The organism is Entomobacter blattae (assembly GCF_014672835.1).
GTDB lineage: Bacteria > Pseudomonadota > Alphaproteobacteria > Acetobacterales > Acetobacteraceae > Entomobacter > Entomobacter blattae.
The window spans coordinates 2,370,370-2,394,972 of the sequence record NZ_CP060244.1 but is presented as its reverse complement, the minus strand read 5'-3'; the positions used below and the strand labels follow the sequence as shown (position 1 = coordinate 2,394,972).

The 24,603-nt window shown below is 43.4% G+C and carries 19 protein-coding genes; 8 read left to right on the top strand and 11 right to left on the bottom strand.

What is annotated here, in order from left to right; all coding sequences use genetic code 11:
* Positions 1-335: 335 nt before the first annotated feature.
* Complete coding sequence (locus JGUZn3_RS10810; RefSeq protein WP_203413519.1) at positions 336-1,244, bottom strand: LysR family transcriptional regulator; 909 nt, start codon at positions 1,242-1,244, stop codon at positions 336-338.
* A gap of 189 nt (positions 1,245-1,433) precedes the next feature.
* Between JGUZn3_RS10810 and JGUZn3_RS10805 the strand changes: the two genes are divergently transcribed.
* From JGUZn3_RS10805 to JGUZn3_RS10785, 5 genes are read left to right on the top strand one after another with little or no spacing between them, the layout of a single operon-like run.
* On the top strand, positions 1,434-2,933 hold the full coding sequence (locus JGUZn3_RS10805; protein ID WP_203413518.1) for a carbohydrate porin: 1,500 nt from the start codon (positions 1,434-1,436) through the stop codon (positions 2,931-2,933).
* Between the two features lie 49 nt (positions 2,934-2,982).
* Positions 2,983-4,071 carry a BMP family ABC transporter substrate-binding protein gene (locus tag JGUZn3_RS10800; protein WP_238996812.1) on the top strand — a complete coding sequence of 363 codons (1,089 nt, stop codon included), beginning with the start codon at positions 2,983-2,985 and terminating at the stop codon, positions 4,069-4,071.
* A 17-nt stretch (positions 4,072-4,088) separates the two neighbouring features.
* A complete protein-coding gene (locus tag JGUZn3_RS10795) occupies positions 4,089-5,705 on the top strand; it encodes an ABC transporter ATP-binding protein (RefSeq protein WP_203413516.1) in 1,617 nt (538 codons plus the stop codon).
* Positions 5,702-6,793 carry an ABC transporter permease gene (locus tag JGUZn3_RS10790; RefSeq protein WP_203413515.1) on the top strand — a complete coding sequence of 364 codons (1,092 nt, stop codon included), beginning with the start codon at positions 5,702-5,704 and terminating at the stop codon, positions 6,791-6,793. The genes JGUZn3_RS10795 and JGUZn3_RS10790 overlap by 4 nt, the downstream gene beginning before the upstream one ends.
* On the top strand, positions 6,790-7,728 hold the full coding sequence (locus tag JGUZn3_RS10785) for an ABC transporter permease (protein ID WP_203413514.1): 939 nt from the start codon (positions 6,790-6,792) through the stop codon (positions 7,726-7,728). The genes JGUZn3_RS10790 and JGUZn3_RS10785 overlap by 4 nt, the downstream gene beginning before the upstream one ends.
* A gap of 102 nt (positions 7,729-7,830) precedes the next feature.
* Here the strand turns inward: JGUZn3_RS10785 and uraD are convergent, their stop codons facing one another.
* Genes uraD through JGUZn3_RS10750 form a run of 7 tightly spaced genes read right to left on the bottom strand, consistent with a single transcriptional unit; the run spans position 7,831 to position 15,367 of the window.
* The gene (uraD, locus tag JGUZn3_RS12760; RefSeq protein ID WP_203413513.1) at positions 7,831-8,784 is read right to left on the bottom strand and encodes a 2-oxo-4-hydroxy-4-carboxy-5-ureidoimidazoline decarboxylase; all 954 of its coding nucleotides are present in this window, start codon (positions 8,782-8,784) and stop codon (positions 7,831-7,833) included.
* The gene (gene puuE / locus JGUZn3_RS10775) at positions 8,709-9,629 is read right to left on the bottom strand and encodes an allantoinase PuuE (protein WP_203413512.1); all 921 of its coding nucleotides are present in this window, start codon (positions 9,627-9,629) and stop codon (positions 8,709-8,711) included. Before puuE ends, uraD begins: the two co-directional genes overlap by 76 nt.
* Positions 9,626-10,864 (bottom strand): pyridoxal-phosphate-dependent aminotransferase family protein, encoded by a 1,239-nt coding sequence (locus JGUZn3_RS10770; protein ID WP_203413511.1) that lies wholly within the window; start codon positions 10,862-10,864, stop codon positions 9,626-9,628. Before JGUZn3_RS10770 ends, puuE begins: the two co-directional genes overlap by 4 nt.
* Before the next feature lies 1 nt (position 10,865).
* A complete protein-coding gene (locus JGUZn3_RS10765; protein WP_203413510.1) occupies positions 10,866-12,146 on the bottom strand; it encodes an allantoate amidohydrolase in 1,281 nt (426 codons plus the stop codon).
* 43 nt (positions 12,147-12,189) lie between these two features.
* Positions 12,190-13,596, bottom strand: coding sequence for an AtzE family amidohydrolase (locus JGUZn3_RS10760; protein ID WP_203413509.1), 1,407 nt, complete (start codon positions 13,594-13,596; stop codon positions 12,190-12,192).
* The gene (locus tag JGUZn3_RS10755) at positions 13,596-13,853 is read right to left on the bottom strand and encodes a hypothetical protein (RefSeq protein WP_203413508.1); all 258 of its coding nucleotides are present in this window, start codon (positions 13,851-13,853) and stop codon (positions 13,596-13,598) included. The genes JGUZn3_RS10760 and JGUZn3_RS10755 overlap by 1 nt, the downstream gene beginning before the upstream one ends.
* A gap of 29 nt (positions 13,854-13,882) precedes the next feature.
* A complete protein-coding gene (locus JGUZn3_RS10750) occupies positions 13,883-15,367 on the bottom strand; it encodes an NAD(P)-binding domain-containing protein (protein ID WP_203413507.1) in 1,485 nt (494 codons plus the stop codon).
* Between the two features lie 366 nt (positions 15,368-15,733).
* Between JGUZn3_RS10750 and xdhA the strand changes: the two genes are divergently transcribed.
* The 3 genes from xdhA to xdhC all read left to right on the top strand — a co-directional run bounded on the left by xdhA (position 15,734) and on the right by xdhC (position 20,479).
* Positions 15,734-17,188, top strand: a complete 1,455-nt coding sequence (xdhA, locus tag JGUZn3_RS10745; protein ID WP_203413506.1) for a xanthine dehydrogenase small subunit — start codon at positions 15,734-15,736, stop codon at positions 17,186-17,188.
* 94 nt (positions 17,189-17,282) lie between these two features.
* The gene (gene xdhB / locus JGUZn3_RS10740; RefSeq protein WP_203413505.1) at positions 17,283-19,634 is read left to right on the top strand and encodes a xanthine dehydrogenase molybdopterin binding subunit; all 2,352 of its coding nucleotides are present in this window, start codon (positions 17,283-17,285) and stop codon (positions 19,632-19,634) included.
* Positions 19,635-19,639: 5 nt separating this feature from the next.
* On the top strand, positions 19,640-20,479 hold the full coding sequence (gene xdhC / locus JGUZn3_RS10735; RefSeq protein ID WP_203413504.1) for a xanthine dehydrogenase accessory protein XdhC: 840 nt from the start codon (positions 19,640-19,642) through the stop codon (positions 20,477-20,479).
* A 1,894-nt stretch (positions 20,480-22,373) separates the two neighbouring features.
* Here xdhC and JGUZn3_RS10730 read toward each other — a convergent pair.
* From JGUZn3_RS10730 to JGUZn3_RS10720, 3 genes are all read right to left on the bottom strand, one after another.
* Positions 22,374-22,736 (bottom strand): hypothetical protein, encoded by a 363-nt coding sequence (locus JGUZn3_RS10730; protein WP_203413503.1) that lies wholly within the window; start codon positions 22,734-22,736, stop codon positions 22,374-22,376.
* A 180-nt stretch (positions 22,737-22,916) separates the two neighbouring features.
* On the bottom strand, positions 22,917-23,225 hold the full coding sequence (locus JGUZn3_RS12505) for a hypothetical protein (RefSeq protein WP_238996811.1): 309 nt from the start codon (positions 23,223-23,225) through the stop codon (positions 22,917-22,919).
* A gap of 732 nt (positions 23,226-23,957) precedes the next feature.
* Entirely contained in the window at positions 23,958-24,146 is a 189-nt protein-coding gene (locus JGUZn3_RS10720; RefSeq protein ID WP_203413502.1) for a hypothetical protein, read from the bottom strand.
* Positions 24,147-24,603: the final 457 nt, after the last annotated feature.

Genomic DNA, 24,603 nt, shown 5'->3' with positions numbered 1-24,603 from the left:
ACGGGCTTGCACTTTCTTTTTTACATAAGTCGCCTCTGGACTTTATGAGGTGGAACACGAAACTGGCAAATCTTAACCCGTTAAACTCCTTAGTTTTCAGAAATTGAGTATTTTCATCTATAAATCTTATAAATCTATAGAGTGAATACTCTCTTTACTTGTAACGATGTTTGTCGTTGTCTTTTCATGGCTTCATTATTTGTATCATTTATCTTGCCTGCTTCTGTTGTTGGTTTAAAGGCTATGGGTCTGTATTTTGCTGAAAGTTCTTTACGGTACGAATGACAGGCTTGTTTAGTTGTGAGCTTGTTTCGTTGTAAAGAGAAGCCTTCTTCTTAAGGGGATAGGATTTGGGCAAAACGGTTTTCAAAACGTGCAAGAAGGAGCAAGGCTGCTTTTGAAAGTTGGCGTGAGCGTAAAACACATAATCCTACGGTCATGGGTTTTAAGAATTTTTCAGCAAGAGGAATAAAGCACAAGGTTTTGTTTTCTATTTCTTCCATCACATCCATAGTACTGAGGAGACTGATCCCAATGCCGCTGTTAATGAGTGACTTAATAATGCGTATATGATTAGATGTTGCAACACTATTGGCTTGTGTACCCGAGGCATTTTCAAGAATAGAAATATATTCTGCAGCAAATAAAGGGGCTTTTGGCAAGATCATGGGGTAATCAGCTGCATCGGAAAAGCGTATTTTCTTACGTTCAGCCAATGGGTGATCGGGTCTGGTTACAATACCGTGTGGTGTTTCAAAAAAAGAATGAACGATAATATCACGTGAAGAGTGAGGGTTGAGCATGATGCCCATATCCAGTTCACCATCAATGATTTTGCGGGCAATATCAGCATTTCCAAGAACATTTACACTAATGGCAATGCCAGGATACTCTTCATGCATTTTATGTATGATGGAGGTGCTAAATTGGTAGCTTAGGGCATCAATAACACCAAAGGCAGCATGTCCACGTTGCAGACCTTTTAGATCCTGAATTTGTGACTGAAGAAGGTCATATTCCTTGTTCCAGCTTCTTGCACGCTCCAGCAGCATTTCTCCTGCTGATGTCAGGCGTAATCCAGTAGGCAAGCGTTCAAATAAAGGTAAGCCTAATATATCTTCAACATTAAGAATATGCCTGTTGATGGCTGATGCCGCAACATTAAGGGTTTCAGAAGCCTTGCGGATAGAACCTACTCGGGCCACCTCAATAAAATACAGTAAAAATCTCGAGAAAACGATCATAGCACCATCATGTACTCTTTTTGCGAACAGGGGAAGCACATCTAAGCAATTGACTTGGTCATTAAGGCTCTGTTTATCTGAAGAAAGGAAAGAATAATAATAGTAATGGAGATAAAATATTATAAAAATTACTAAAATGTAAATTTTTTCAGTGGTTTGTTTCGATACTAGATCAGAAGTGGATAAAAAATGCCCAAGCATGAAAAATTCATAAAATATAGACATGCTTTAGGGGCTTTATCGTGCCTATATTTTGGTTTTATTTATCCTGTAGTAGGATACGCACAGTCAAAGGAGCAGGGAATAAAAACCCCCACAAATGCTGAGACTATAACCGGTATAAGTGGTAAGATGGAAATACACCCTAAAAGTGAGGAAAAAACACTTCTCGGTTCAGTCTATGACTATCTTCATACACAGGGTCAAAATCTTATTGATACCGGTATTTATCCTAAGGCATTTTTTGCAAGTACATATTATGGCAATGCCGTAGGGGGCATTACCCGTCAGGATATTGGTTATAACGAAGCCTTTTACGGTGCTGATTTTGATATGGAAAAGCTGGCTGGTTGGGATGGGGGCATTATACGTATTGCCCTTGATTCCCGCTTTGGGGGGCAGCCTTCAGGGGTTAATAATCTTACGGGCTCAACGGTTACTTTTTTTCATGGTTCTGGGCCCAATAATACAACACGTTTGAATCAGCTTGTTATTGAACAACACTTGCTTGATGATCGTCTGCGTTTTACGGTGGGGCGTACCCAGTTGGCCTCATTTTTTGCAACGTCGCAGCTTTATTGTATGTTTATGATTGGAATGTGTTCCAATCTGAATCCCATTACCTGGTCTTCTAACAGTAATTCGCCGTTTTGGCCTATTTCGGTTTGGGGGGGAGAAGTTACTTTTATTCCAACTGAAAATACCTATGTGCGCATCGGTGCAGAAGAATCAAATGTGGCCCAATATACAAAAGGTGGTTTTCCATGGCATAATGGCTGGGGTATAGATACAGCAACGGGGGCTTATACCGCAGCAGAGGTAGGATATGAGTACCCAGGCTGGGAAGAAGGCTATAATGGGCGTTATGATATAGGGTTTTATAACGATACATCTGATGTGGATGATTTCCAATATACGGCCAATGGTCAGAAACTGGCCTTTACCCATGGCACGCCACGCCGCTATTCCCTGCAAAATGGTCTATATTTGCAGTTTGAACAAAAAATATGGGCGCCTAAAAAAAATGGTCCCCAGGGAACAACCCTTTTTGGAGGTATGGTTTTCGATACTTCAGGGCATTCTTTACAGCAGAACTATTTTTTATTGGGGGCTGTTCAGTATGGTACTTTTCCAGGGCGTGACGATGATTATTTTGCCATGAAGGTTGCCAGCCATACGTTTAATGGCAGGGCCATTGGATATTTAAATGATTCCTTGATTGTTAATAAGCAGGGGGGACAAATTTCACGCACAGAACAGGTTATGGAAGTTGATTACAGTGTTGAATGTATGGATGGGGTTAGGCTACAGCCCTTTGTCGCCATGGTCTTCCATCCAGATCAACTGGTCTATAATCTTCCTTCTCCTAAACGCGATGTGACATTTAGTTTTTCAGGTGGGGTGCAGTTGTCTATTGTCTTAGCCCAGGCTATTGGTTTGCCAGGGTTTGGTTTGGGGCGGCCTTATTGATAAGTTGTGCTGGGTACGGAAACAAAGTTTTATGGGAAGGAAGAGCTTTATGAAACGCAGGGAACTTTTAACGGCGGTCTTGGGCAGCCCGTTACTGATCGCTGCCTCTAAGATAGAGCAGAGTACAACTTTACCTCCCCTTCTTGAACATGAGCTTATTGTGGCAGGGTGTTACTCAGGCCCTATTACAGATGGGGGGTGGAGTATGATACATTACAAGGGGTTGATGGCTGCAAAAAAAGCTTACCCTGCCATGAAGCTGATTACTGTTGAGTCGGTTCCCTATTCTACCAATGCCACGCGTATTTTTAGACATTTGGTGGCAGAAGGAGCGCAAATGGTTTTTGCGGCCTCCATGTTTGGCGATTTTTTAAAAAATGTCAGCCTTCGTTCTCCAGAGGTGGCATTTATAGAGTGTGATGGGCAGACTGTTTTACCTAATTTGGGTTGGTTTTATATTAAACATTGGGATGTGGGCTATATATTAGGGCAGGCAGCGGGTTTGATGTCTAAAACAAAAAAGCTGGGATTTGTTGGCTCTTTTCCTGTCCCTTCTGTAATTGGTCATGCAAATTCTGTTTTATTAGGAGCACGCTCTGTTGCACCAGATATCACAGTGCAGGTTATTAATATCAATGCCTGGTTTGATCCACAGGCCGCCACACAGGCCGCGACTGCCTTATGCGATAGCGGCTGTGATATTTTGTTTGGTATGATGAACGAGGCTTCTTATCTGCGGGTCGCTGAACAACGCGGATTAATGGCTGTGATGTGGAATACAGATATGCGCAGTTTTGGGCCAAAAGCTTATATAAGCTCTACTTCATGTGATTTTTCAGGTTTCTACATTAACCAAATTGGTCAGCGCTTGCAGGGTGTTTGGTCCTCACATCCTGTTTTTCTTTCATTGGCGCAAGGTGTTGATCGTGATGCATGGGGGGAAAATGTGCCTTCGTCAGTAGCAAGACAGGCAGATGCAACACGTGAGCGTATTTTGAAAGGATATAATCCGTTTATAGGGCCACTTTACGATATCAATGGTAAAATGCGCATACCAAAAGACCATCAGATGACGGCAATGGAGCTGTATAAATGGGACTGGCCGCTTAAGGGTGTTATGGGGATAGATCTTAATTGAAAAAGGGATATCAGGATATGAAGAAAGAGCTGGATTTTATCCCTCCCAAATCATGGGTGCCAGGCACACCTCCCCTAGTGAAACTTATGGGTATTTCTAAATATTTTCCAGGTGTCATTGCTAATGAAGCGATTGAAATTGATATTTGGCCAGGAGAAATCCATGCCCTTGTGGGTGAGAATGGGGCTGGTAAATCAACATTGATGAATATCCTTACGGGGCTTTACCAGCCTGATCGAGGAGAAATTATCATTGATGGATATGGGCAAGTTTTTACTTCCCCGCAGGATGCCATCCATCATGGTATTGGTATGGTACATCAGCATTTTAAACTTGTAGAGGCCTTTTCTGTTGCTGATAATATCCATCTGGCCTGGGAGCAGACACCTTTTTTTCTGTCTCGTAAGGCCATGATAAAACGAACAGCACAATTAGCTGAGAAATACAAATTTCCGGTTAATCCCACAGCCCAGGTCAAGAATCTTTCTGCAGGTGAGCAGCAACGTGTGGAAATTCTGCGGGTTCTTTCTCGCAACGCGCGGGTTCTTATTCTTGATGAGCCAACAGCTGTTCTGACCGCACAAGAAACGGAGGATTTGTTTTTTGCTTTGCGAACCTTACGTGAGCAAGGGAAAGCTGTGGTGGTGATCAGTCATAAACTGAATGAGGTCATGACCCTGTGTGATAGGGTTAGTGTTTTACGAAATGGTCGTAAGATAGCAACGCACCTTACAGAAGATTGTAATGAAAAAATGCTGGCAACCCTTATGGTTGGTCATGAAGTAGCACGTCCTGTTCGGCAAGAGATTACTGCCGTGGAAATAAAGTCGAATAATCCAGTTTTATCATTCAAAAATGTTAGTGTGGGTGGGCAAGTCCCATTAGATGCCTGCTCGTTTGATATTTATGCCGGTGAAATTTTGGGTATCGCAGGGGTCATTGGGAATGGTCAGAAAGAATTAAGCGAACTGGCCAGTGGTATGATAGCTCCTTGCTCAGGTGAAGTTGAAATTGAAGGAAGACGCATTACACAATTTACCCCTGATGGGTTTGCCGCGGCAGGTATTGGACATATTCCTGAAGATAGATTGCACACAGCCCTTGCTCTCGAACTGAGTGTTGTCGATAATTTAATGGTAAGAAAATACCGATTATCACCCATAGGTTATGGTATTGTCTATAATCCTAAAGAGGCATTCAAGCAGGCACAGGCTTTTATTAAAGCGGCTCACGTCGCGTTAAAAGACAGTTTTACCCGTATTGGCAATTTGTCAGGGGGCAATCAACAGCGTTTGATTGCACAACGTGAAATCGCCCAGGCACGCAAACTTCTGGTTGCAGCCTATCCTAATAGGGGGCTTGATATCAAGGCGATTGAAGATATGCAGCATCTGATCCGTGGGTTGCGTGATCAGGGGGTGGCTATTCTTCTTTTTTCTGAGGATATTGATGAGTTGCTTGCATTGAGTGACCGGGTGGGTGTACTTTTTCATGGCAAATTAATGGGTATTCAACCCGCATCACAGCTCAGTCGTGAGGCATTGGGTTTGATGATGGGAGGGCAGGCAATGTCTGATGCGGAACATGTAAAGGTATCAAGCGTGCACACGACTGTCATGGAGGCGCATTTATGACCGCTTTCAGGCAACGTGTTCCCAAGGCTCCTTTCGTCAATATATTATTCTACCGGTTTGTTGCGTTTGTTTTTACCCTTTTGATCGTGGCGTGTATTGTTGCACTGGCTGGCCAAAGTCCATTTGAGCTGGTCACTGTTATTGTCAGGTCTACCTTTCTTTCACGCCTGGGTTGGGAGGATTGGTTCCTTTATGCCTCACCCCTCTTTTTGACTTCAGCGGCCTTTGCAGTGGGTGCCAAGCTCAATATTTGGAATATTGGAATGGAAGGTCAGTTTATGGCAGGCGCTTTGGCATCAGCCATTGTGGGATTGTATTTTCCCTATGATTCTTTTTGGGTGTTAGTAGCGATGCTCGGTGCAGGGTGTGTTGGGGGGGTATTATGGATGGCGATCCCAGCTTTTGCACGGGTTTTTGGTGGAACAAATGAAATCATCACGACGCTTTTGCTGAATTTTGTAGCAGCACTTCTGGTTTCATATGTTGTGACAGGTCCTCTGCGAGATACGGTTACATCGGCGTTGGCTTCCAGTGAATATATTCTGCCCTCACTTCCTCTTGTGTGGGGAGATGTCCATATGGGCGTTATCATAGCGTTTGTGATTGTGGGTGTTTTGGCACTTTATATGCATTTTACCCGACAAGGATATGAAATGCGTGTTATTGGTGCCAACCCAAGGCTTGCGTTTTATGCGGGGTTACCCGTTAAAAAATTAACATTGGTCATGATGTTGCTCTCAGGTGGGTTGGCGGGTTTGGCTGGCATGTTTGAAGTGGCGGGCAGTGTGCACAGATTGCAAGTGGGTCTATCCAATAATTTTGGGTATCTGGGCATTATTGTTGCCATACTCGCACGTGGATCTTTTTTGGGGCTGATACCAGCCAGCCTGTTTATTGCTTTTTTGCTGAATGCCGGCATTATCTTACAAACTATGCAATTGAGTAGCACGCTGGTTATGGCAATGACAGGCCTGCTCTTGCTGTTTATTACGATTGCAGATGAATTGGCCCATTATATTACCCTTAAGCCAGAAGCAGAGGCCAAAACTCCAAAAATAGCAAACGACATACAGGAAGAGACGATATGAGTGACCAATTAACCAATCTTCTCATGGCGGCTGTTTTGGCTGGTAGTATATTGTCATTGGCAGCTTTAGGGGAGTTGATCAGTGAACTGGTTGGCGTGATTAATCTTGGTGTGGAAGGGATTATGTCCCTTGGGGCGGTTATGGCCATTATTGTGGTTTTTGCCATTCCATCGCCTTGGCTTGGCTTGGGGGTTGCTTTGTTAACGGGTATGGTGTGTGGTATAATCTTTGTTGTGGCAACTGTGATTATTCGCGCCAATCAGATTTTAATAGGCCTGGCCATGACCATGCTGGGGGTGGGGCTTGCTTCTTTTATTGGGCATGATTATGCAGGGATGCCTGCCCCTGCAACCTTTCATTCCGTTCATGTGCCTATTCTTTATCATATTCCATTTATAGGGCCTGCATTTTTTGGACAGGATATGGTGATCTATTTTGCCTATTTTCTTATTCCCTTGGCGATATGGATTGTATTTTTCAAAACCCGTCATGGTTTGAATATTCGGGCTGTTGGTGAAGCACCAGCAGCAGCGGATTCTGTGGGTGTCAGGGTAAAGGCAGTACGGTGCTGTTATGTTATTGCCGGTTCTGGCCTTGCAGGTATGGCAGGGGGCTATTTGACCTTGTCATTGGTGCCTTCCTGGTCAGAGGGGATGATTGCTGGACGCGGCTGGATTGCTGTTGCCTTGGTTATTCTCGGCCATCATCGTCCGTTTTTAAGTGTATTGGCCAGCCTGTTTTTTGGTCTGGTAACAGTTCTTTCATTTGTCGGACAAGCAAAAGGCTGGCCTATCTCTTCATTTTTCCTTGATATGCTGCCTTATCTTCTGACTGTGTTTCTGGTGATTGTCTCACGTGTCTTCAGGCGTAAAAATCGCCATGATTATGCGCCGCCAGCAGCATTGGGTCAGCCCTTTATGCGTGAAATGCGCTGAAGGGTTTTTATACTATAACCACCAGATATAACATAATATGGTTTAACCGCCGCGGTAGGGATAATAACCGCATGCGGCGAGCTGGAAAATGATCATAGCAACTTAGCTGCCGCGATAGGTGGAATATCCATAAGGAGAAACCAGTAGCGGTACATGATAATGAGGGGTTTTGGACGTTTCAATGAGACTGGCTGATGTATCAAACTCGATAGTAATACGGTTCAGAAAAGGCGGTGTAGCACTCTTATGGCCTTCTGTGATGAAATAGTCCCCCACATAAAATACAAGCTGATAGACACCGAAGGCCAAAGACCCCGTTTGCAGAGCAAGGTCTGGGCAACGACCATCTTCATTGGTTACGCCTTCAAATATTTTCTTCTGGTCTTGCCAAAGTGCAAGAATAACGCCTTTGGCCGGTTTGCCATCGGCTGTGTTAAGAACATGGGTTGAAAGGGTAAACCCATGTTCTGGCAGGTTTTTTGGTACTGAAACGTGCAATGCGTTCAGATGTAAGGCAAGGCGATGGGCTGCAATCATGCTTATTTCTTCTAGTGCCTTTATGGTTTCTGTTTCCTTGTTGTTTAACAGGCGTTGATTTAAGGCGTGTATAATGCCATCGCGATTATGGTTGCGTACACATATAATAAAGGGTATGGTAAAACGTTCGCGGTACTGTGTATTGAGATCATGAAATATTTTATAGTCATGATCACTCATCTGGTCGAGGCCAGCAGATTCTTGCTCTGCCAGAGAGGCATGAGTAAGGGGGATATGTTTAATTTTCTCTCCCAATTCAGGGTGTGCTAGAATAAGAGCCTGACGTTTATCTTCAGGGGCATTGATCATAGCCTGAACTAGGGCATCAAGCATGTCCTGGGCTGAGGTAAAATGGCGAAAAGGAGCAATGGATTCAACAACCCAGGGAGAATGTTCAAACAAATGGGCATAAGCGGTTATAAAGGCTGATGCATCAGCTTTGTTTAGTGCGTGGAGGCTGGGTTGTACGGAAAGGTTTTTAGCCAGTGTCTGGCGATAGAAAGTCGGGTTGTAATCCATACTCTGTCCTTTTGGTGAACATAATCCAGAAATTGTGCAACAGCTCGCGCTCTTGCCGGGCGACCGGCTATTCTGCAATGAAGGCCGATGGACATCATTTTGGGGGCATAGAGGCCTTCTTCATAAAGCTGGTCAAAATTATCGCGTAGATAGCTATAAAATTGTTGGGCTTCTGTAAAACCATTCAATGCAACAAAGCGCATATCGTTTACATCTAAAGTGTAAGGCACAATCAATTGTGGCTTTCCATATCGGAGATCATAATAAGGCAGATCATCGGCATAGGAATCAGCATTATAAACAAATCCGCCTTCCTCAACCACAAGCTCGGCTGTATGGGGGCTGGTGCGCCCTTGATACCATCCCAAAGGGCGGCTGCCTGTTATGCGGGTATGAATATCAATACAGTCCTGAATATGTTTTTTTTCCACTTCACGGGGAATAGACTGGTAATCAATCCAGCGAAGGCCATGGGTTGCAATGTCCCACCCAGCATCGAGCATGGCGTGTACAGCTGTAGGATTACGCTGCATAGCCATGGCCACAGCAAAAACGGTTACGGGTGTATTGCGTTGAGTAAAAATACGATGCAAACGCCAAAACCCTGCGCGCGAGCCATATTCATAAAGACTTTCCATGGCCATGTTGCGGGCATTCATAATAGGTTGGGTACCAATCATTTCTGACAAGAATGACTCGGCATGTCCATCGCCGTGTAATACAGAATTTTCAGCTCCCTCTTCGTAATTGATAACAAACTGGACGGCTATGCGGGCTTGATTTGGCCAGTTTGGATTGGGGGGGAGGGGCCCATATCCAATCATATCGCGTTTGTAGTCTGTCATTGAGGAACACCTTTTTCATAAACTTGTAAAGCAGCTTTCAGGGCTTTGCCTTCAGAGGGGGAAAAGGAGGTTGCATGGCGCAACACGGCTTCCAAGGCGAGCAATGTATGCAATATTTTATGTTTTTGGGCATTATAACCCATGGTTCCTATGCGCCATATTTTTCCTTTCAGGGGGCCAAAAGCCGCCCCTATTTCAATTTCAAACAGGTTGCGCATGGCTGTGCGAACAGTTTGGTCATCTACAGCTTCGGGGATGATAATGCCTGTTACATTATCCATTGTGTGCTCTTCCTGGCCAAACAGTTTTAACCCCATGGCCTTTAATCCTGCCCGTAAAGCCGATGATGCCAACTTATGACGCCTATAGACGTGTTCAAGCCCTTCCTCCAGCAGAATAAGGGCAGCTTCTCGGGCGGCATAGAGCATGGAGGTTGCTTCTGTATGATGATTAAGACGCTGTTCAGACCAGTAAGACATGATCATGGCCAGATCAAAATAATTGGATCTGATACGGCTACGCGTGCCTTGATGGTCAGTGGCGTTGGCAATACCTTTTTCGGTATGACTGCGTGAGGCAATATAATGAGCAGCCCGTTCAGAAATGGTCATGGGGGCAGAGCCCGGTGGTCCACTCATGCTTTTTTGTAAGCCTGCTGAAATAATATCGATACCCCATTTATCTGTGCAAATGGGCATACCGCCTAAGGTGGCTGTTGCATCTACATAAGAAATTATATTTAGACGTTGGCATATGGCGCCAATTCCTTCAAGGGGCTGGAGCATGGTGGTAGAGGTATCCCCATGAACGCAGGCAAACACCTTTGGACGAAAAGAGAGCATGGCGGCTTCAATCTGTTCAAGTGAGGCAATTTCTCCCCAGGGTAAATCAATGGCCTGGATGGTTGCATTCAGGCGTTCGGCAATTTCAATCAGCAGTAATCCAAATCGCCCATTATTGAGGATAAGAATTTTATCACCCTCTTCTAAAAGGGATGTTAGTGCAGCTTCAATCCCTGCCCTAGCTGAGCCATCGATAAGAAAGGTCCACTGATTTTTTGTTTCAAAAAGCCTGCGATATAATTCCATGGTCTGGTTCATATAGTCAGTCATTTCAGGGTCGAATTGCCCAAGCATGTCAGCGGCCATGGCCCGTAAAATACGGGGGTGCGTATTTGTGGGCCCAGGGCCCATGAGCAAGCGTTGAGGTGGAGACAAAGGAGAGAAGATGGACATTTCAGGCATAGCTTTCAGCAAAAAGTTTAATAAAGGTTAGGGTGATTTGTACTGCTTTTTCTACATCATCAATAGATACATCTTCCAATGGGTTATGGCTTATGCCATCAAGGCAACGTGTAAACAACATAGCAGATGGGGTGATGCGTGCCATGTTCATGGCATCATGTCCGGCACCACTCATAAGATAAAATGGGGGAACGTTGCATGCCTTGCTGGCTGTTTCTAGCAGAGCTTTCAGTGTTACATCACACTGAACGGCAGGCAAATCGTGTTTTAGGTTGGCTTGGAATTCTATTCCTCTTCTTTGGGCAATGCTTTGGCATTGTTCTAATATATCGGTGCATAAAAGGTCACGCTCCTCCGTTGTGGGTGCGCGGATGTCAAGTGTAAACATGACCGTGCCTGCAATGACATTGGCTGCATTCGGTGCGACATTGATCATTCCGGTTGTGGCTACGGCATGTGAGGAAGAGGCGCGTGCCTCTTCCTCGATCTGAAGAATCATGGCCGCTGCACAGCTTAAGGCATCTTTGCGCAATGACATGGGAACGGTTCCGGCATGCCCTGCAAGGCCTTGCAAGCTTATTTCATAGCGCCTTTGAGCTGCAATAGCTTGAACAATGCCGGTGGGAAGATTTTGATTTTGCAAAACTGGGCCTTGCTCGATATGAACTTCCAGGTAGCCAAGCAGCCCTTCGGACGAGCGAATGGATTTATGGGCTTCTGAAAAACACAAACCTGTTTCTGTAAAGGCTTGTTCCAAAGTTATCCCGTCATGGTCGGCAAGATGTGCGGGCAAAGTGTTGATATGGCCGCTGAGCAGGCGAGATGTAAGCATTCCCAAAGGAAAGCGTGACCCTTCCTCATCACCAAAACCGATCACTTCTAATGCAAAAGGTAAGGATAGGGCACTGCGTTTGCAAAAGGCAAGAAGTTCAAGACCGAGCATGACCCCTAGCATGCCATCAAAAGCCCCACCATTTTTTACGCTGTCTATATGGGAGCCAATCAGTAAAGTGTTTTTCTGATTGGGTTGACTATCATATCGGGCTGTTAGATTGCCTATTTTATCAAGGGAACATGCAATACCATCTTCTTTCATCCATTCACTGATTTGGGTAATGGATTGGCGGTAACCAACCCCCAGATAAGGACGATAGAGCTCTTCTTTTAGATCGCTGAAGGGGTAATGGGCCAAGATGTTGCAGCGTTGGACAATACGTTCTGCAAGCTCATATGTGTTTTGAGGGAAAATGGCTTTTTGCGTTACGATGTCCATTTTTTTATCTCATTTACTGGTTATCTATATTTTGACTGATTGTCTATATTTTTTGAAAACTGTGGAGAAAACCAATTTTCTGAAGTTGGTCTGCAACAGCAAAAAGATGGTTTTCCTTGTGTGGTTGGGCTATTAGCTGAATCCCTAAAGGAAGAGGCGGGGTATTTTGGCCTGTCGGTATATGAAGGGGAGCAGCCAGAATGGGCATACCACCTAAGCTTAAAGGTTGTGTATAACGCCCTAGATGAGCGCGTGCCGGCATGGCTTTTCCCCGTAATGTTACAAAAGGGGTATCTAATCGTGGGGCAATATCGCTACATGTGGGAGCAATGAGAACATCTGCCTTTGCAAATAGGTTTGCAAAAGTATGACGAAACCATGTGCGAATATTTTGTGCCATAAGATAAGTGCTTGAAGGTTGCAGACACCCTGCAGCCAGTCGTTCACGAAGGGCTGGGTCGTACATATCTGCATGAGTTTTCAGAGTATCGTGATGTAGGGTGCCTCCTTCTGCAGCTGTTATTAAAAAGGCAGCAGCACGTATTTCGTCAGTATAAGGGAGTTCTATGGAGGAGGGGCCTTTGAACAGGCTGCTCATGTCTTCAATTCTTTGTAAAAGAAAAGGGTGCACATCTTCTGTAAACCATCCGCCTAACTGTGAAACCCGAATATCTTCAGTAGAGAGCGTCTGGCTTAGGTCCTTAAGCTTGGAAGGGTGTGTATCACTCATGATCTGGTAAAGAGTGTACAAATCAGAAAGTGAGTTACAGAGAGGGCCGATGGTATCAAGGCTTTTTGCAAATGGGTAGACACCTTTCAAAGAAAGATGACCAAAAGTAGGACGTAATCCCCAAATTCCACATAATGCTGCTGGTACTCTGATAGATCCGTTTGTATCAGACCCTAGGCTGAACGGTAAAAGCCCTGCGGCAACAACAGCTGCCGACCCGCCAGATGAGCCACCAGCATAATGATGAATATTATGGGGGTTACGTGTTGTACCGTAATGAGTGTTTTCGGTTATAAAACCATAGGCAAATTCATCCATGTTCAGGGTTGCAACGGGAATGGCCCCAGCCTTAACAAGCAGCTGAACACAATGAGCGTGTTCTACTGCGGGAGGATTGTTGGCTAACAACCGAGAGCCGGCGGTTGTGGTTTTGCCTGCTATATCAAAAAGGTCTTTTACCCCGAAAGGAACTCCAGCCAACGGCCCAGGATCACGGCCATGAGCAAGGTCTGCTGCAATTTTTGCTGCTTGTTGTTGAGCTGTTTCAGTAAGAATAGACGTAACAGCACCAAATGTTTTTTCCAGTTTTCTTGAAGACAAACTTTCCAGCACATGTTCGATAAAATCCTGAACATGTAAGGTTCCATTCTTGATGTTGCATGCGATTTCAACGGCTGGTGTTAACGAAGGAGTGACAGGATGTGATAAAAGGGCTGACATTATGGTGTGTCTCCCTCTGTCTTCAGATTTAAAAAAGCATGAAATTGGTAGATTTTTTGACCATAATCAGCAAGTAACTGCATATTTGTATGCAATTTTTGTGTATCAAATAGGTCTGGTGAGAGTCCGACTTCTTTTAGTCGAAGAGCATATGAAAGAGAGTAACTCTCTTTTGAGGGGTTGTGTTGTTTGACAGCAAGTTTTTGATCAGCTGCGTCATGAGTTTGATGAAAGGGAGGTGTATCAGGTTTATTCATATGTTTACACTCCTGAATGGCAGATGGCTTCAGGCGACCTCTTCTTGCGGTGGTGGGCCCATATCGAGCAGTTCTACAGTGTTAAATTGGCGAAGGGAATTCAGATAAAGGGCACTATCCTCATTGAAAAGATTTTGCCCAATGCTATTGGCCATATGTGTGGCTCCAAACTGCAAACCGCTAATAAAAGCACCCCATAACCCCATACTGACCAAAGTGCCGAATGTGAAATCATAAATATGGGGTAATAGGCTTGCGATAGGGTCTTGGCTGTTTTTTGCCTGAAATTGAAAATTGCGACTAAGGTAGGGGAATGATCCTAGCGCTTCATTCTCTTCTCCTTTGGCTGGGGTAAAACGATCTTTCCACAGCGCAATAGAAGATGAAAAGGGCGCAAGTTCTGGTCTTTGGCTTAAATCAATTGCAAGACCTGTGCCCACTATCAGAAAATCAAAGCGCATTTCTCCTTGGGGGGTGCTGACAATAATCTCTTCATTGTCCATACGGCATTCATCCCATGTACTGCCTGTATGAAAACTGAAGTTTTTATGCTTGGAGCACCGATAAAACGTATCTTGAGGGGGGGGTTGGTTCATACTGACAATGGTATCCATGAACTGCCAGCGCATTTCATCAGGAAGAGTTGAATAAAACCCTAGAAATCCTGTTTGTTCCATCCAGCGATAGGGGTTAACAGTGGGAATGTTTTTACGCCTGACGCACAAGGTTACCTGAGCAGCTCCCTCTTCAAGGGCTGTTGCTGCATTATCAAAGGCGGAGGCTCCAGCGCCTAAAACACCAACGCGTTTGCCTTTCAGTTTGGAAAAGTCAATAGTCTCAGACGTATGAGCATAAAATTGTGGTGGAATGGATTTTTTAATATTTTCAGGTGTAAACCAGCTTCCATTGCCATCAATCCCGGTTGCCATTACAATTTTTCGAGCGTAAATGGTCTCAAGAGTATTGTCACTCTTGCAAAAGGTTAGGGCGATAATTCCATCTTTCCATTCTATGTTTTTACACATGTAGTTGTTTTTGACGGGTAAGTTTAAAACCTTGCGGTACCATTGTAAGTATTCTTGCCAGATTTCACGCGGAATACGCACCAGATTCTGCCAGGCTTCCTTGCCATATTTAGCTTCGTACCATGCCTGTGGAGTGAGATTGGGGTAGCCTAAATCTGGTCCTTTGACATGTTTAGGTGTACGCAAGGTGATCATGCGGGCATAGGTTGTCCAAGGGCCTTCTTCACCTTGGGAGGCCTTGTCAAAAATGCAGATGTTATTGATTTGTAAGCGCTGCAGGGCAAACGCAATCGTTAACCCAGATTGTCCCCCTCCTAAAATGGCTACATCCAAGACATTCTGGTCTTTGTAATTTTTGGGCAGAACCCATTCACGTGAAGGGTAATTGGTTAGAGCTAGGTCACGTGCAATTAATTTCTCCAGCTCATCAAGAGAGGCAGGCAGGTGCGGGTGGGCAGAAGGTGATAAGGTGTAGGATGGAGTGTTCATGACTGTTTCCTCATCTTCATTCTCTTTACTTTTGATAATCTGCTTTTTTTCTTAAAATAAACCTGCAGAAATCTTATAAAACTATTTCAATTTATAGCTGACCATATTTTGGCTCTCCTTACTAAGCACAATAAAAGCATGGAGACGTTGCCAATAAAGCAACGGGTTAGCTTTTTTTTTCAATTGAATAGTACACCTTTTTGGTGTTTGTTTAATGAAACAGGCTTGCCGTCAATAAAATGCGGGTATGACTTTTCTTTCATGTGTCTCTGATTTTTCCCTGCCTATCATGCCCCGCTTATCATATTGAAAGCCAACCTATCGAAAAGCCAGCATATTTATTAGATGTAATGGATAAGGAATATTATGGTGGAACGTAACATTATCCGCTTTTATGTGGGGAAACAGTTATGTGAACTTAGGGAGTTTACACCGCATCTCACTTTGCTGGAATGGTTGCGTGTTCATTATGGCCGCACGGGCTGTAAGGAAGGTTGCAATGAAGGTGATTGTGGCGCCTGCACAGTGTGTATCATTCATAAAACGGATGCAGGTGACTTGCAGTGGAAAGCGGTTAATGCCTGTATTGCCCTTGTGGGGAGTTTGGATAGCGTACAAATTTTTACTATTGAAGATGTCAAGAAGACTGATGGCAGTCTGCACATTATACAGCAGGCCATGATTGACCATCATGGGTCGCAATGTGGGTTTTGTACCCCTGGGTTTATCATGTCCATGTTGGTGTATATTGCCACAGAAAAAAAATATGATGTTGAACGTTTGTCTCAGGCTTTGTCAGGCAATTTATGTCGGTGTACCGGCTACAGCCCCATGAAAAAGGCCATGGCAGAAATTTATGAACAGAAGCTGACGCAAGAATATCTCTCTTCTTTCCAAGCGATGGAAGAGACTGTAAAAAAACGTCTCCAACAGCTTGAGGACAAACAAAATATAGAAATTTTAGGAGTGGAGGGGCGTTTTAGTGCTCCTTATCACAGTGATTTTTTTGCTCATTTATATCAGACACACCCTGATGCCCTGCTGGTTGCAGGAGGCAGCGATGTTGGATTGTGGATTACAAAAAAACTACAGAAATATGTCCATATCATAGTCCTTAATAGGGTGGCTGATTTTAAAGTGATTTCGTTAACAAAGGATCAGTCCCTTTTTATGGGTGCGGGGGTAACCTTTAAGCAGGCTTTGCCGGTTTTAAGTGACTATTTCCCTGCATTACGTGATTTTTTTTATCAAATTGCAGGGGAGCAGGTGAGAAGTGTGGCAACCTTATGCGGCAATATTGCCAATGCATCGCCTATAGGTGATGGGCCTCCTGTTTTTATAGCGCTTGGTGCTAAACTACATTTAAGGTGTGGTCAGGAAAAACGCACTCTTCTCTTAGAAGAGTATTTTATTGATTATGGTCAACAGGATCGAAAGCCTGGGGAATTTATTGAAGGGCTTTCCATTCCTTTGTCTGCAAGTCATTCGAAAATGGCCGCCTATAAAATTTCCAAACGCATGCAACAAGATATTTCAACGCTTGCCGGTGTGTTTACTCTTCATAGGGACAAGACAGGACGTATTAAAGATATTCGTCTTGCTTTTGGAGGGATGGCAGCTGTGCCCAAGCGCGCGCTTCATGCCGAAAGCGCTTTACGCGGTCAGGTGTGGGGCAAGCAACAGCTTTTTGCAGCACAGCAAGCCTTGCATAAGGATTTCAAACCATTGAGTGATGTGCGGGCTAGCAGTTGGTATCGGTTGGAGGTAGCTAAAAACCTTCTCGCGCAATTTTATATGGAAGATACAGGCGTGATCCTGTAAGGGGCTGTGATGGAGCCGTGATACCTCTCTGACATATCATGTCTTATTCAATCGCAATGTTACAAAGTGTAATGTTAAAAAGGTAGGGATTGGGATGGATCAATCAGTGGCTTCTTTTACTGCATCAAACAGTCAATCTGATCATGCACAGCCTCATGAAAGCGCAGCCCTGCATGTTAAAGGGGAAGCTTCCTATATTGATGATCTCGCTGAAATAGTGGGCACTTTGCATATGGCTATTGGTCTTTCCAAGTGTGCCCATGGCTATATTCGCTCTATGGATCTGTCACAGGTCAAAGAAGCAGAAGGGGTTGTTTGTGTTTTAACAGCGCAAGATATACCAGCAGCTAATGAAATAAGTGCAACAGGCCAGGATCATGAACCTTTGCTGGCAGAAAGCAAGGTGATGTATCATGGACAGGCTATATTTGCGGTTGTTGCGCATACCCATAACCAGGCCCGTAGGGCAGTGCAATATGCACAGATAGACTATGAGCCGCTTGATAGTGTCATAACCATTGAAGATGCCCAAAAACAGGCACTGTTAACAAAAGCCGATTATGTGTGCCGAACCATGCGGATGCAAAAGGGAGATAGTGCAAAGGCAATTGCACACTCTCCTCGTAGATTGACAGGAAAAATTGCCATTGGTGGGCAAGAGCATTTTTATCTGGAAGGGCAGATTGCTTATGCTCATATATCTGAAGATGAAAGGGTAAAGGTTTTTTCTTCTACCCAACACCCCACTGAAACCCAACATGCTATTGCCCATATATTAGGAATATATTCACATAATATTGTTGTGGAAGTTCGTCGCATGGGGGGCGCTTTCGGTGGGAAGGAAAGTCAGGCAGTTATTACGGCTTGTTTAGCCACGTTGGGGGCGATGAAAACAGGTTATGCGGTTAAGCTGCGTCTTGATCGTGATGATGATATGAAAATGACGGGAAAGCGACATGATTTTCACGTGAATTATCAAGCTGGTTTTGATGAGACGGGGAAAATTCATGGTGTTGATATGGATTTTTCGGCGCGATGTGGGTGGTCTGCTGATTTATCTGCTGCTGTTGTGGATCGTGCCCTTTTTCATGCCGATAATGCTTATCATTACCCGCATGTGAGTTTGCGTTCACACCCCTTCAGAACCAATACACCGTCTAACACAGCTTTTCGTGGGTTTGGTGCACCGCAAGGTATTGTTGCTGCTGAGCGAATGATAGAAGCTATTGCCTATGCTACGGGTCTTGATCCTCTTGATGTGCGTAAAAGAAATTTTTACGATACCAGCCAAAAACAGCTTACACCTTATCATATGACTGTAGAAGATTCGATTATAGCCATGCTTGTCGAACAGTTGGAGATTTCTTGCCAATACAGAGAACGGCGCCAGAAAATTCATGCTGAAAATACACATGGATTTATGCGCAGAGGTATTGCCTTAACGCCTGTTAAATTTGGCATTTCATTTACGGCAACCCATCTCAATCAGGCCGGGGCGTTGGCACATCTATATACCGATGGATCGGTATTGATTAATCATGGTGGTACCGAAATGGGACAAGGTTTGCATACCAAAATGCTGCAGGTTGCTGCGAGAGTTTTGGGTATTGAAAGTGACCAGGTAAAAATTTCTGCAACCGTGACAGATAAGGTGCCCAATACATCAGCTACCGCTGCGTCGAGTGGGGCGGATATGAATGGCATGGCTGTGATGGATGCAGTCAGTAAAATTAAAAAACGACTTACAGATTTTATTGCTTCCCAGTGGAAGGTCAGTGCTGAAACAATATCATTTTCTGAGGGTGTTGTTTCTTGTGAGCACCATCATATTTTGTTTAAAGAGCTGGTGAAACAAGCTTATATGGCCCGTATTTCCCTTTCTTCATCTGGGTTTTACAAAACACCAAAAATTTCATGGGATATAACAACGGGCCGCGGCAGACCTTTTTACTATTTTGCCTATGGTGCGGCATGTGCAGAAGTGGAGGTTAATATTCTTACGGGGCAAAGTAAGGTTAAACAGGTTGATATCTTGCATGATGCTGGGCTTTCTCTTAATCCTGCATTAGATATTGGTCAAATTGAAGGTGGTTTTATTCAAGGTATGGGATGGTTGACCACTGAAGAGTTGGTCTATGCTCCTTCGGGGCAGTTGCTGACCCATGCGCCAAGTACGTATAAGATCCCAGCTTTCGGAGATTGTCCAGAGATCATGAATGTAACCTTGTTGGAAAACAGCCCCAATCAGGAACATACTATTTTTCATTCAAAAGCTGTTGGAGAACCCCCTTTGGTGCATGGTGTAGCGGTTTTTCAGGCTATTTCAGATGCTATAGCGAGTCTTGATCATTACAAAACCCTTCCGGATTTGAACGCACCGGCAACAGCAGAGGAAATTTTAAAGGCTGTTTATCATCTCAAAGCACTGCAGACCGAAAGAAGGTGACGATTATGGTGATGCACTCTTTGTCAGAATATGCAGGTCATATTTTAAAAACGGATGAGAGTTGTCTTGTCATTATTGTTGAAAATGTGAAAGGCTCTGCCCCGTGTGAGGTTGGTGCCACCATGTTGGTAACGGCTTCAAGATCATACGGGACAATAGGCGGCGGTAGCCTGGAATGGGATGCTATACAGTTTGCGCGTAACCAATTAAAGCTTTTCCCGTTTTTGGGTAATAGTCGTTTCTCTATGAAAACAAATACCTATAATGTGGTTTTAGGCAAAGGAAATATTCAATGTTGTGGCGGGAGTGTTCAGCTTGGATTGTATAGTCTCGATGAGAGTGTAGTCAAAAAATTGGAAGAAGCTGAACAAAAAACCAATGGAAATATGCCGTATATTTTACTTTTTGGTATGGGTCATATTGGTCAAGCGGTTGTTTCCATGTTGGGTTTTCTTCCTGTTAAAGTGTTATGGTTCGATCAGATTGCCAGCAAATTGCCGAAGAATTATATTCTTCCATCGAATTGTGAAATGATTATTACTGATGATCAGGAGGCCTACATAGGCTCTTATCACACAAAAACGGCTTTATTGGTTATGACCCACAGCCATCAACTCGATAGTCTTTTAATAGAAAAGGCACTCTTAACACCAGATTTGGATTTTATTGGGATGATTGGCTCAGACTATAAGCGCAGGCGTTTTGTTGATGCTTATCTGAAAAATGGTCTGAATATAGAGCAAACTAACAGATTAGTGTGCCCTATTGGTCAAAAGACTGTGGATAAAAGGCCAGCGATTATCGCAGCACAAATAACAGGCACGCTTGCATGTTGCCTTTTTTAGTTTTTTGACGCTGTACACCATCTTTGAGGCTTTCTCTCTTACGAACACTAAGCTGTCTTGAAGAGATACAACCCATAGAAATCCCTCATAAAATATGAAATTATGTGATGTATCATCATATTTGAAGGTGTTTAAAATTCATGTCGCTATTTAAGAAATATATAGTATTTTATACAGCCTTACACATCAGAATACATAGAGTCGGTGGAAATCCCTTTCGCCAGTTTGTGGTATTTTGAGCGTTCTATTTTGTTCAAATCCTTAAAAAATATGGTGGTTTCCAAAGGTTTATTAGTCCAGATTCTCTTTATATTTAGATAAGTATGGTGCAATCGTAGAAGTACTACGGATTGTTTACCTGCTAGATAGCCATTATGGCGGTAATGGGGGAGAAAGGGGCCAGTATTAAGTTTGGAGCGGGGCACTATTATTTTGCCAAACTTTGACTCAGTGTTTTTTGCACGCGTGGGGATGAAAAGCTTGCAATAGACCGGAAAAAACTATCCATGAAAGTGCGCCCTGCACGCACGGGGATGAACTAGGCTGCTATCAAATACATTATTATTCCAATGGGTAGTGTTTCTCGCACGTGGGGAGATCTCAACTGCTGGGTTAGGGCTTATAGAGAGAGGGACATTATCAATAGGGAGAGTTAAAGAATCATGCCTTATCTTTAAATAAGTCTCTGTATTTTAGGGCCCATGGATATTTCTCTAAAAGGGGCACCATCAGTGCCAGCAAGAATGGTATTGATGCTAGCGAGTTCTTCGGCATGATCTTCTCAGAAGAGTGAGCTTAAAGGCGGTTCATCATATTCATTCCAATTGTCTAAGGGGGGGGATAATAATGGGAACTCTTGGTAAGAGACAATCCTGTATTTTTCCTGGCAAAGATAAGGAGGCCTTACAAAAAGGCCCCTTAATTGCTGTTTGGGATTCCATTGATAAGTGATAACAGAGTCTGGCCTGTCTTTTAGGGAGTGCCACTTCATGCCGTAGTAAACTCATCGATCTCGATGCTGGAAAATTTTTATTAAAATCTCGTTATAAATCTCTCTTCTTTTTTTCTTTTCGACAAAACCTGGTCGCTAAACCCAACTTTCCAATTTTTCAACTGCAACAAGGACAAAAATTGAAGGCGAAGGTCCCACTCTTGCAATAAAGAAATATCTCTATACTGCTATTAAGTTCTCTGTAGGCCTAGACGGCAAAAAGATTTTGCTCCACATACCGGGTATAGAAAACTATTAGGTACATTCAAGAAAGTAGGGCAAGAGAGTAGGGTTTCTGTAAGTCATGAAAAATAGCCTGGCATCTTTTTCATAGTTTTTTAGTGATTGTAGGCCCAAAAACTGTACCGCTCAACGGTAAAACTCTCATGAAATGGGCCTTTAGAAAAGGTCTATCTTCAGTAGGTTGACTGGCTTTGTGGTTTACGGAGGAGCTATCTCTTATGGTCAAGATATAATCGCCCAGGAAAGGTTATCTTCCTACTGTTTCTCGGAGAGGTTCAAATGGTAGGAGATTTTTCCTGGGCACTGTAGGGTTGGTTATAAGGTTGTCTTGGTAAGCATTTCCTTTTATTTTCCTATGAACAGAGGGGGCAGCCTTACTTTTTACTTATGATAGGAATGGCTTTGGTGTTAGGGGCAGCTACAGATAGGGGAGATTATGCTCAAAAAACTCCTACCAGACTTAGCTTTATAGGGAAACAATATGGCTTTGTCTTTATAGTCTGAGCTTTTCTATTTTCCTTTTGTAATCCCTTTCATAATCTTTCTGAAAGAGAGTGTTATTTTTGGTTTTTAATCATTATCTCAATCACTTTTACGGTTGCTTTGCCATAAATTTTGTTAATGTTTTGAGGGTTGCCAATCAGGGGTAAAATATACTCCTTATCTCTTTTGCATCTGCGCTTCGTTCGACAAAAAAGAACTATCCGGTTTCCAATCTTTTCCAGTTTCCTGTTTCATGTGGGCTTGCCAATCGTGGTCGATGGTCCGAATGGTCATATCTTCCAAAATACATTTTTGGGTTAGGGTGCTATCGGTTTTGCTATGGTCGTAGCATTCCTTGACTTTTTGCGACGTTAATATCATACCACCTTCTTGCATATGAGCAGAAATCTCATTTCCCGCTTCCTGGATTACACTTTCTGAAATAGGAGTGTCAGCGGCTTTGAGGGATGTTAAGGGCAAAGAGGTAAGGAGAGATAGAGAGAGTATTTGTAAGTAGGGTAGTTTTTTGAAAAAAAACATAAAGGATTTCTTTTACATTGGGTTTGGATTTTTAAAGAAAGATCTGACTGTTAGAACATTAGGGTAAATCCTCTAAATTGCTAACAGATGTTGCTTTTAAATAAGACTGTCTTGTAAAAAATTTTAAATTGCTCTGAGCTATATAAGGAAAAACTTCTATATTACACGATGGAGGCCCTATCATGGAAAAAGGCAGATGTTGAGAAACCTATCTGTTACTATTCCATGATACAAACCAAATTTTTGGTAGGGATAGGCCGCATAGCGCAGAAGAACAGGATTTCTCTCTTTGATAACCCCAATAGAGGTACTGCTGACATAGAATTCTGCATTGAGTTTATGTCCCGTAGGCAGAAGGGTTAATAACAGAGTTTCCCATAGAAATTTGCTGACCAACATACCCTCGGAGAGAATAGGGGACTCAGATGGGATGTTTATTTCTTCAATAAAACGTCGGTTTTTCAATAAACGGTTATGGTCTAATTTCATAAATGGTTTATATAGAATAGTTTTTCTAGCGATAACCCAATTTTTGGCCTGCATTCCTTTTTAGGTTAAGAATTTTCTGGCTGGTTCTTTCGCTCATGTTTTAGCTACGTATTAATGATGAAATGAGAGCAAGACTATGCTGACCCTGGTGAGCAGTTTTTCATCAGATATTGAGGGAGAAGGCTTTTTGGGCCATTATTTTCTCCAGAGGAGGGCAGCCTGCCGCATTACAGCAAGATTATCGTGACGGGCGATGTTAATAACCAATTTTGTCTAAGAGATTAACCTTTTAAGAGATTCTCCCCTTTGAGTGGGTGGATAATGGCTTAAAAGGATAGATCATTGCGGCCAGCGCCTTATTGGACAGGGGAATGGAAAATGACCACTCCCATGGGTTCAGGTAAAAAATCTGGGGGCTGGCTGGGGATGGAACGATAGATTATCAAAGATGATCAGTGAGTTATACTTTTATTGATCTTCCTAAAACCCTAGATACCAAAAAAGCTCTTGAGAGTGCCCCGATACGGGGTTCTGCTCTCAATGTAGGGCAATGATCCATCTAGCAGTTCCTGGCATTTACGAAAGCTGGACAGACGATCATTCACCAGCCTTTTCGTTATTCTGTGCCTAAAGATTAAGGGTTATCTTCATGTTTTGTTGAGGGGGGGCTTCATGGGTGTTTAAAAATCCATTCATTACGGCAGCGCCCAGTCAGTTTGTGTTATAGCTTCTCTAGTATGGGAGGCTATTTTTCATAAAAAAATGTTTTCCTTCAATAAGGGGGGAAGTACGTTGGGCGAGCATTTCATCAAACCACCGGTTTGACTTACCAGTAGGGATACGCTTGTTCCATATCTCTCTTTCTAACAGCCGGTAGAAAATTTTTATCCCAGTACCCGTTAAAGCCGAAAAAGCTATCATAAGGAGGCCTCGCATTGGGGTAAGAGAGTTTTTACCCGATTGAGAATTTTTTAGAATGTTTTATTATTCGTCAAGAGAGGACAGGTCTAATAGCAAAGCAGATGCTTGCTTATATTCTGTCATGAATTGACTTTGTTGTTCTCTCTCTATGGTCTTGTTCTTTCTCGGGTCTTGCTGTGCATTGTATTATTATTATCCTCAAATACGCTCAATTCCTCCTTTGAAGAAGACAAGCAATGAACTTTGAAACCTATGTACTATGACTTAATTGATAACAAGATTTTGTCTCGTCGAGCTTTGGATTTTTGTATTCAATTTCTTGTCTAAAACGTCGAAGCACTGGGAATAAACCTGCAAGGAAAAGTGTAGCACACCCTTCCTTGCATATCATAAAAAAAGGGCTCTTATGGTATTGCCCCTAAGTGCTGCTTGCAAGGCAAGGCTATGGGTGGGGCTG

Bases quoted from the DNA above. Each gene is read 5' to 3' on its own strand.
- JGUZn3_RS10720 (WP_203413502.1), bottom strand. From the start codon at position 24,146: ATGATAGCTTTTTCGGCTTTAACGGGTACTGGGATAAAAATTTTCTAC.
- puuE (WP_203413512.1), bottom strand. From the start codon at position 9,629: ATGACAGACTACAAACGCGATATGATTGGATATGGGCCCCTCCCCCCC.
- JGUZn3_RS10785 (WP_203413514.1), top strand. From the start codon at position 6,790: ATGAGTGACCAATTAACCAATCTTCTCATGGCGGCTGTTTTGGCTGGT.
- JGUZn3_RS12505 (WP_238996811.1), bottom strand. From the start codon at position 23,225: ATGAAATTAGACCATAACCGTTTATTGAAAAACCGACGTTTTATTGAA.
- JGUZn3_RS10795 (WP_203413516.1), top strand. From the start codon at position 4,089: ATGAAGAAAGAGCTGGATTTTATCCCTCCCAAATCATGGGTGCCAGGC.
- JGUZn3_RS10810 (WP_203413519.1), bottom strand. From the start codon at position 1,244: ATGATCGTTTTCTCGAGATTTTTACTGTATTTTATTGAGGTGGCCCGA.
- JGUZn3_RS10730 (WP_203413503.1), bottom strand. From the start codon at position 22,736: ATGTTTTTTTTCAAAAAACTACCCTACTTACAAATACTCTCTCTATCT.
- uraD (WP_203413513.1), bottom strand. From the start codon at position 8,784: ATGGATTACAACCCGACTTTCTATCGCCAGACACTGGCTAAAAACCTT.
- xdhB (WP_203413505.1), top strand. From the start codon at position 17,283: ATGGATCAATCAGTGGCTTCTTTTACTGCATCAAACAGTCAATCTGAT.
- JGUZn3_RS10750 (WP_203413507.1), bottom strand. From the start codon at position 15,367: ATGAACACTCCATCCTACACCTTATCACCTTCTGCCCACCCGCACCTG.
- JGUZn3_RS10760 (WP_203413509.1), bottom strand. From the start codon at position 13,596: ATGTCAGCCCTTTTATCACATCCTGTCACTCCTTCGTTAACACCAGCC.
- JGUZn3_RS10800 (WP_238996812.1), top strand. From the start codon at position 2,983: ATGAAACGCAGGGAACTTTTAACGGCGGTCTTGGGCAGCCCGTTACTG.
- JGUZn3_RS10770 (WP_203413511.1), bottom strand. From the start codon at position 10,864: ATGTCCATCTTCTCTCCTTTGTCTCCACCTCAACGCTTGCTCATGGGC.
- xdhC (WP_203413504.1), top strand. From the start codon at position 19,640: ATGGTGATGCACTCTTTGTCAGAATATGCAGGTCATATTTTAAAAACG.
- JGUZn3_RS10755 (WP_203413508.1), bottom strand. From the start codon at position 13,853: ATGAATAAACCTGATACACCTCCCTTTCATCAAACTCATGACGCAGCT.
- JGUZn3_RS10805 (WP_203413518.1), top strand. From the start codon at position 1,434: ATGCCCAAGCATGAAAAATTCATAAAATATAGACATGCTTTAGGGGCT.
- xdhA (WP_203413506.1), top strand. From the start codon at position 15,734: ATGGTGGAACGTAACATTATCCGCTTTTATGTGGGGAAACAGTTATGT.
- JGUZn3_RS10765 (WP_203413510.1), bottom strand. From the start codon at position 12,146: ATGGACATCGTAACGCAAAAAGCCATTTTCCCTCAAAACACATATGAG.
- JGUZn3_RS10790 (WP_203413515.1), top strand. From the start codon at position 5,702: ATGACCGCTTTCAGGCAACGTGTTCCCAAGGCTCCTTTCGTCAATATA.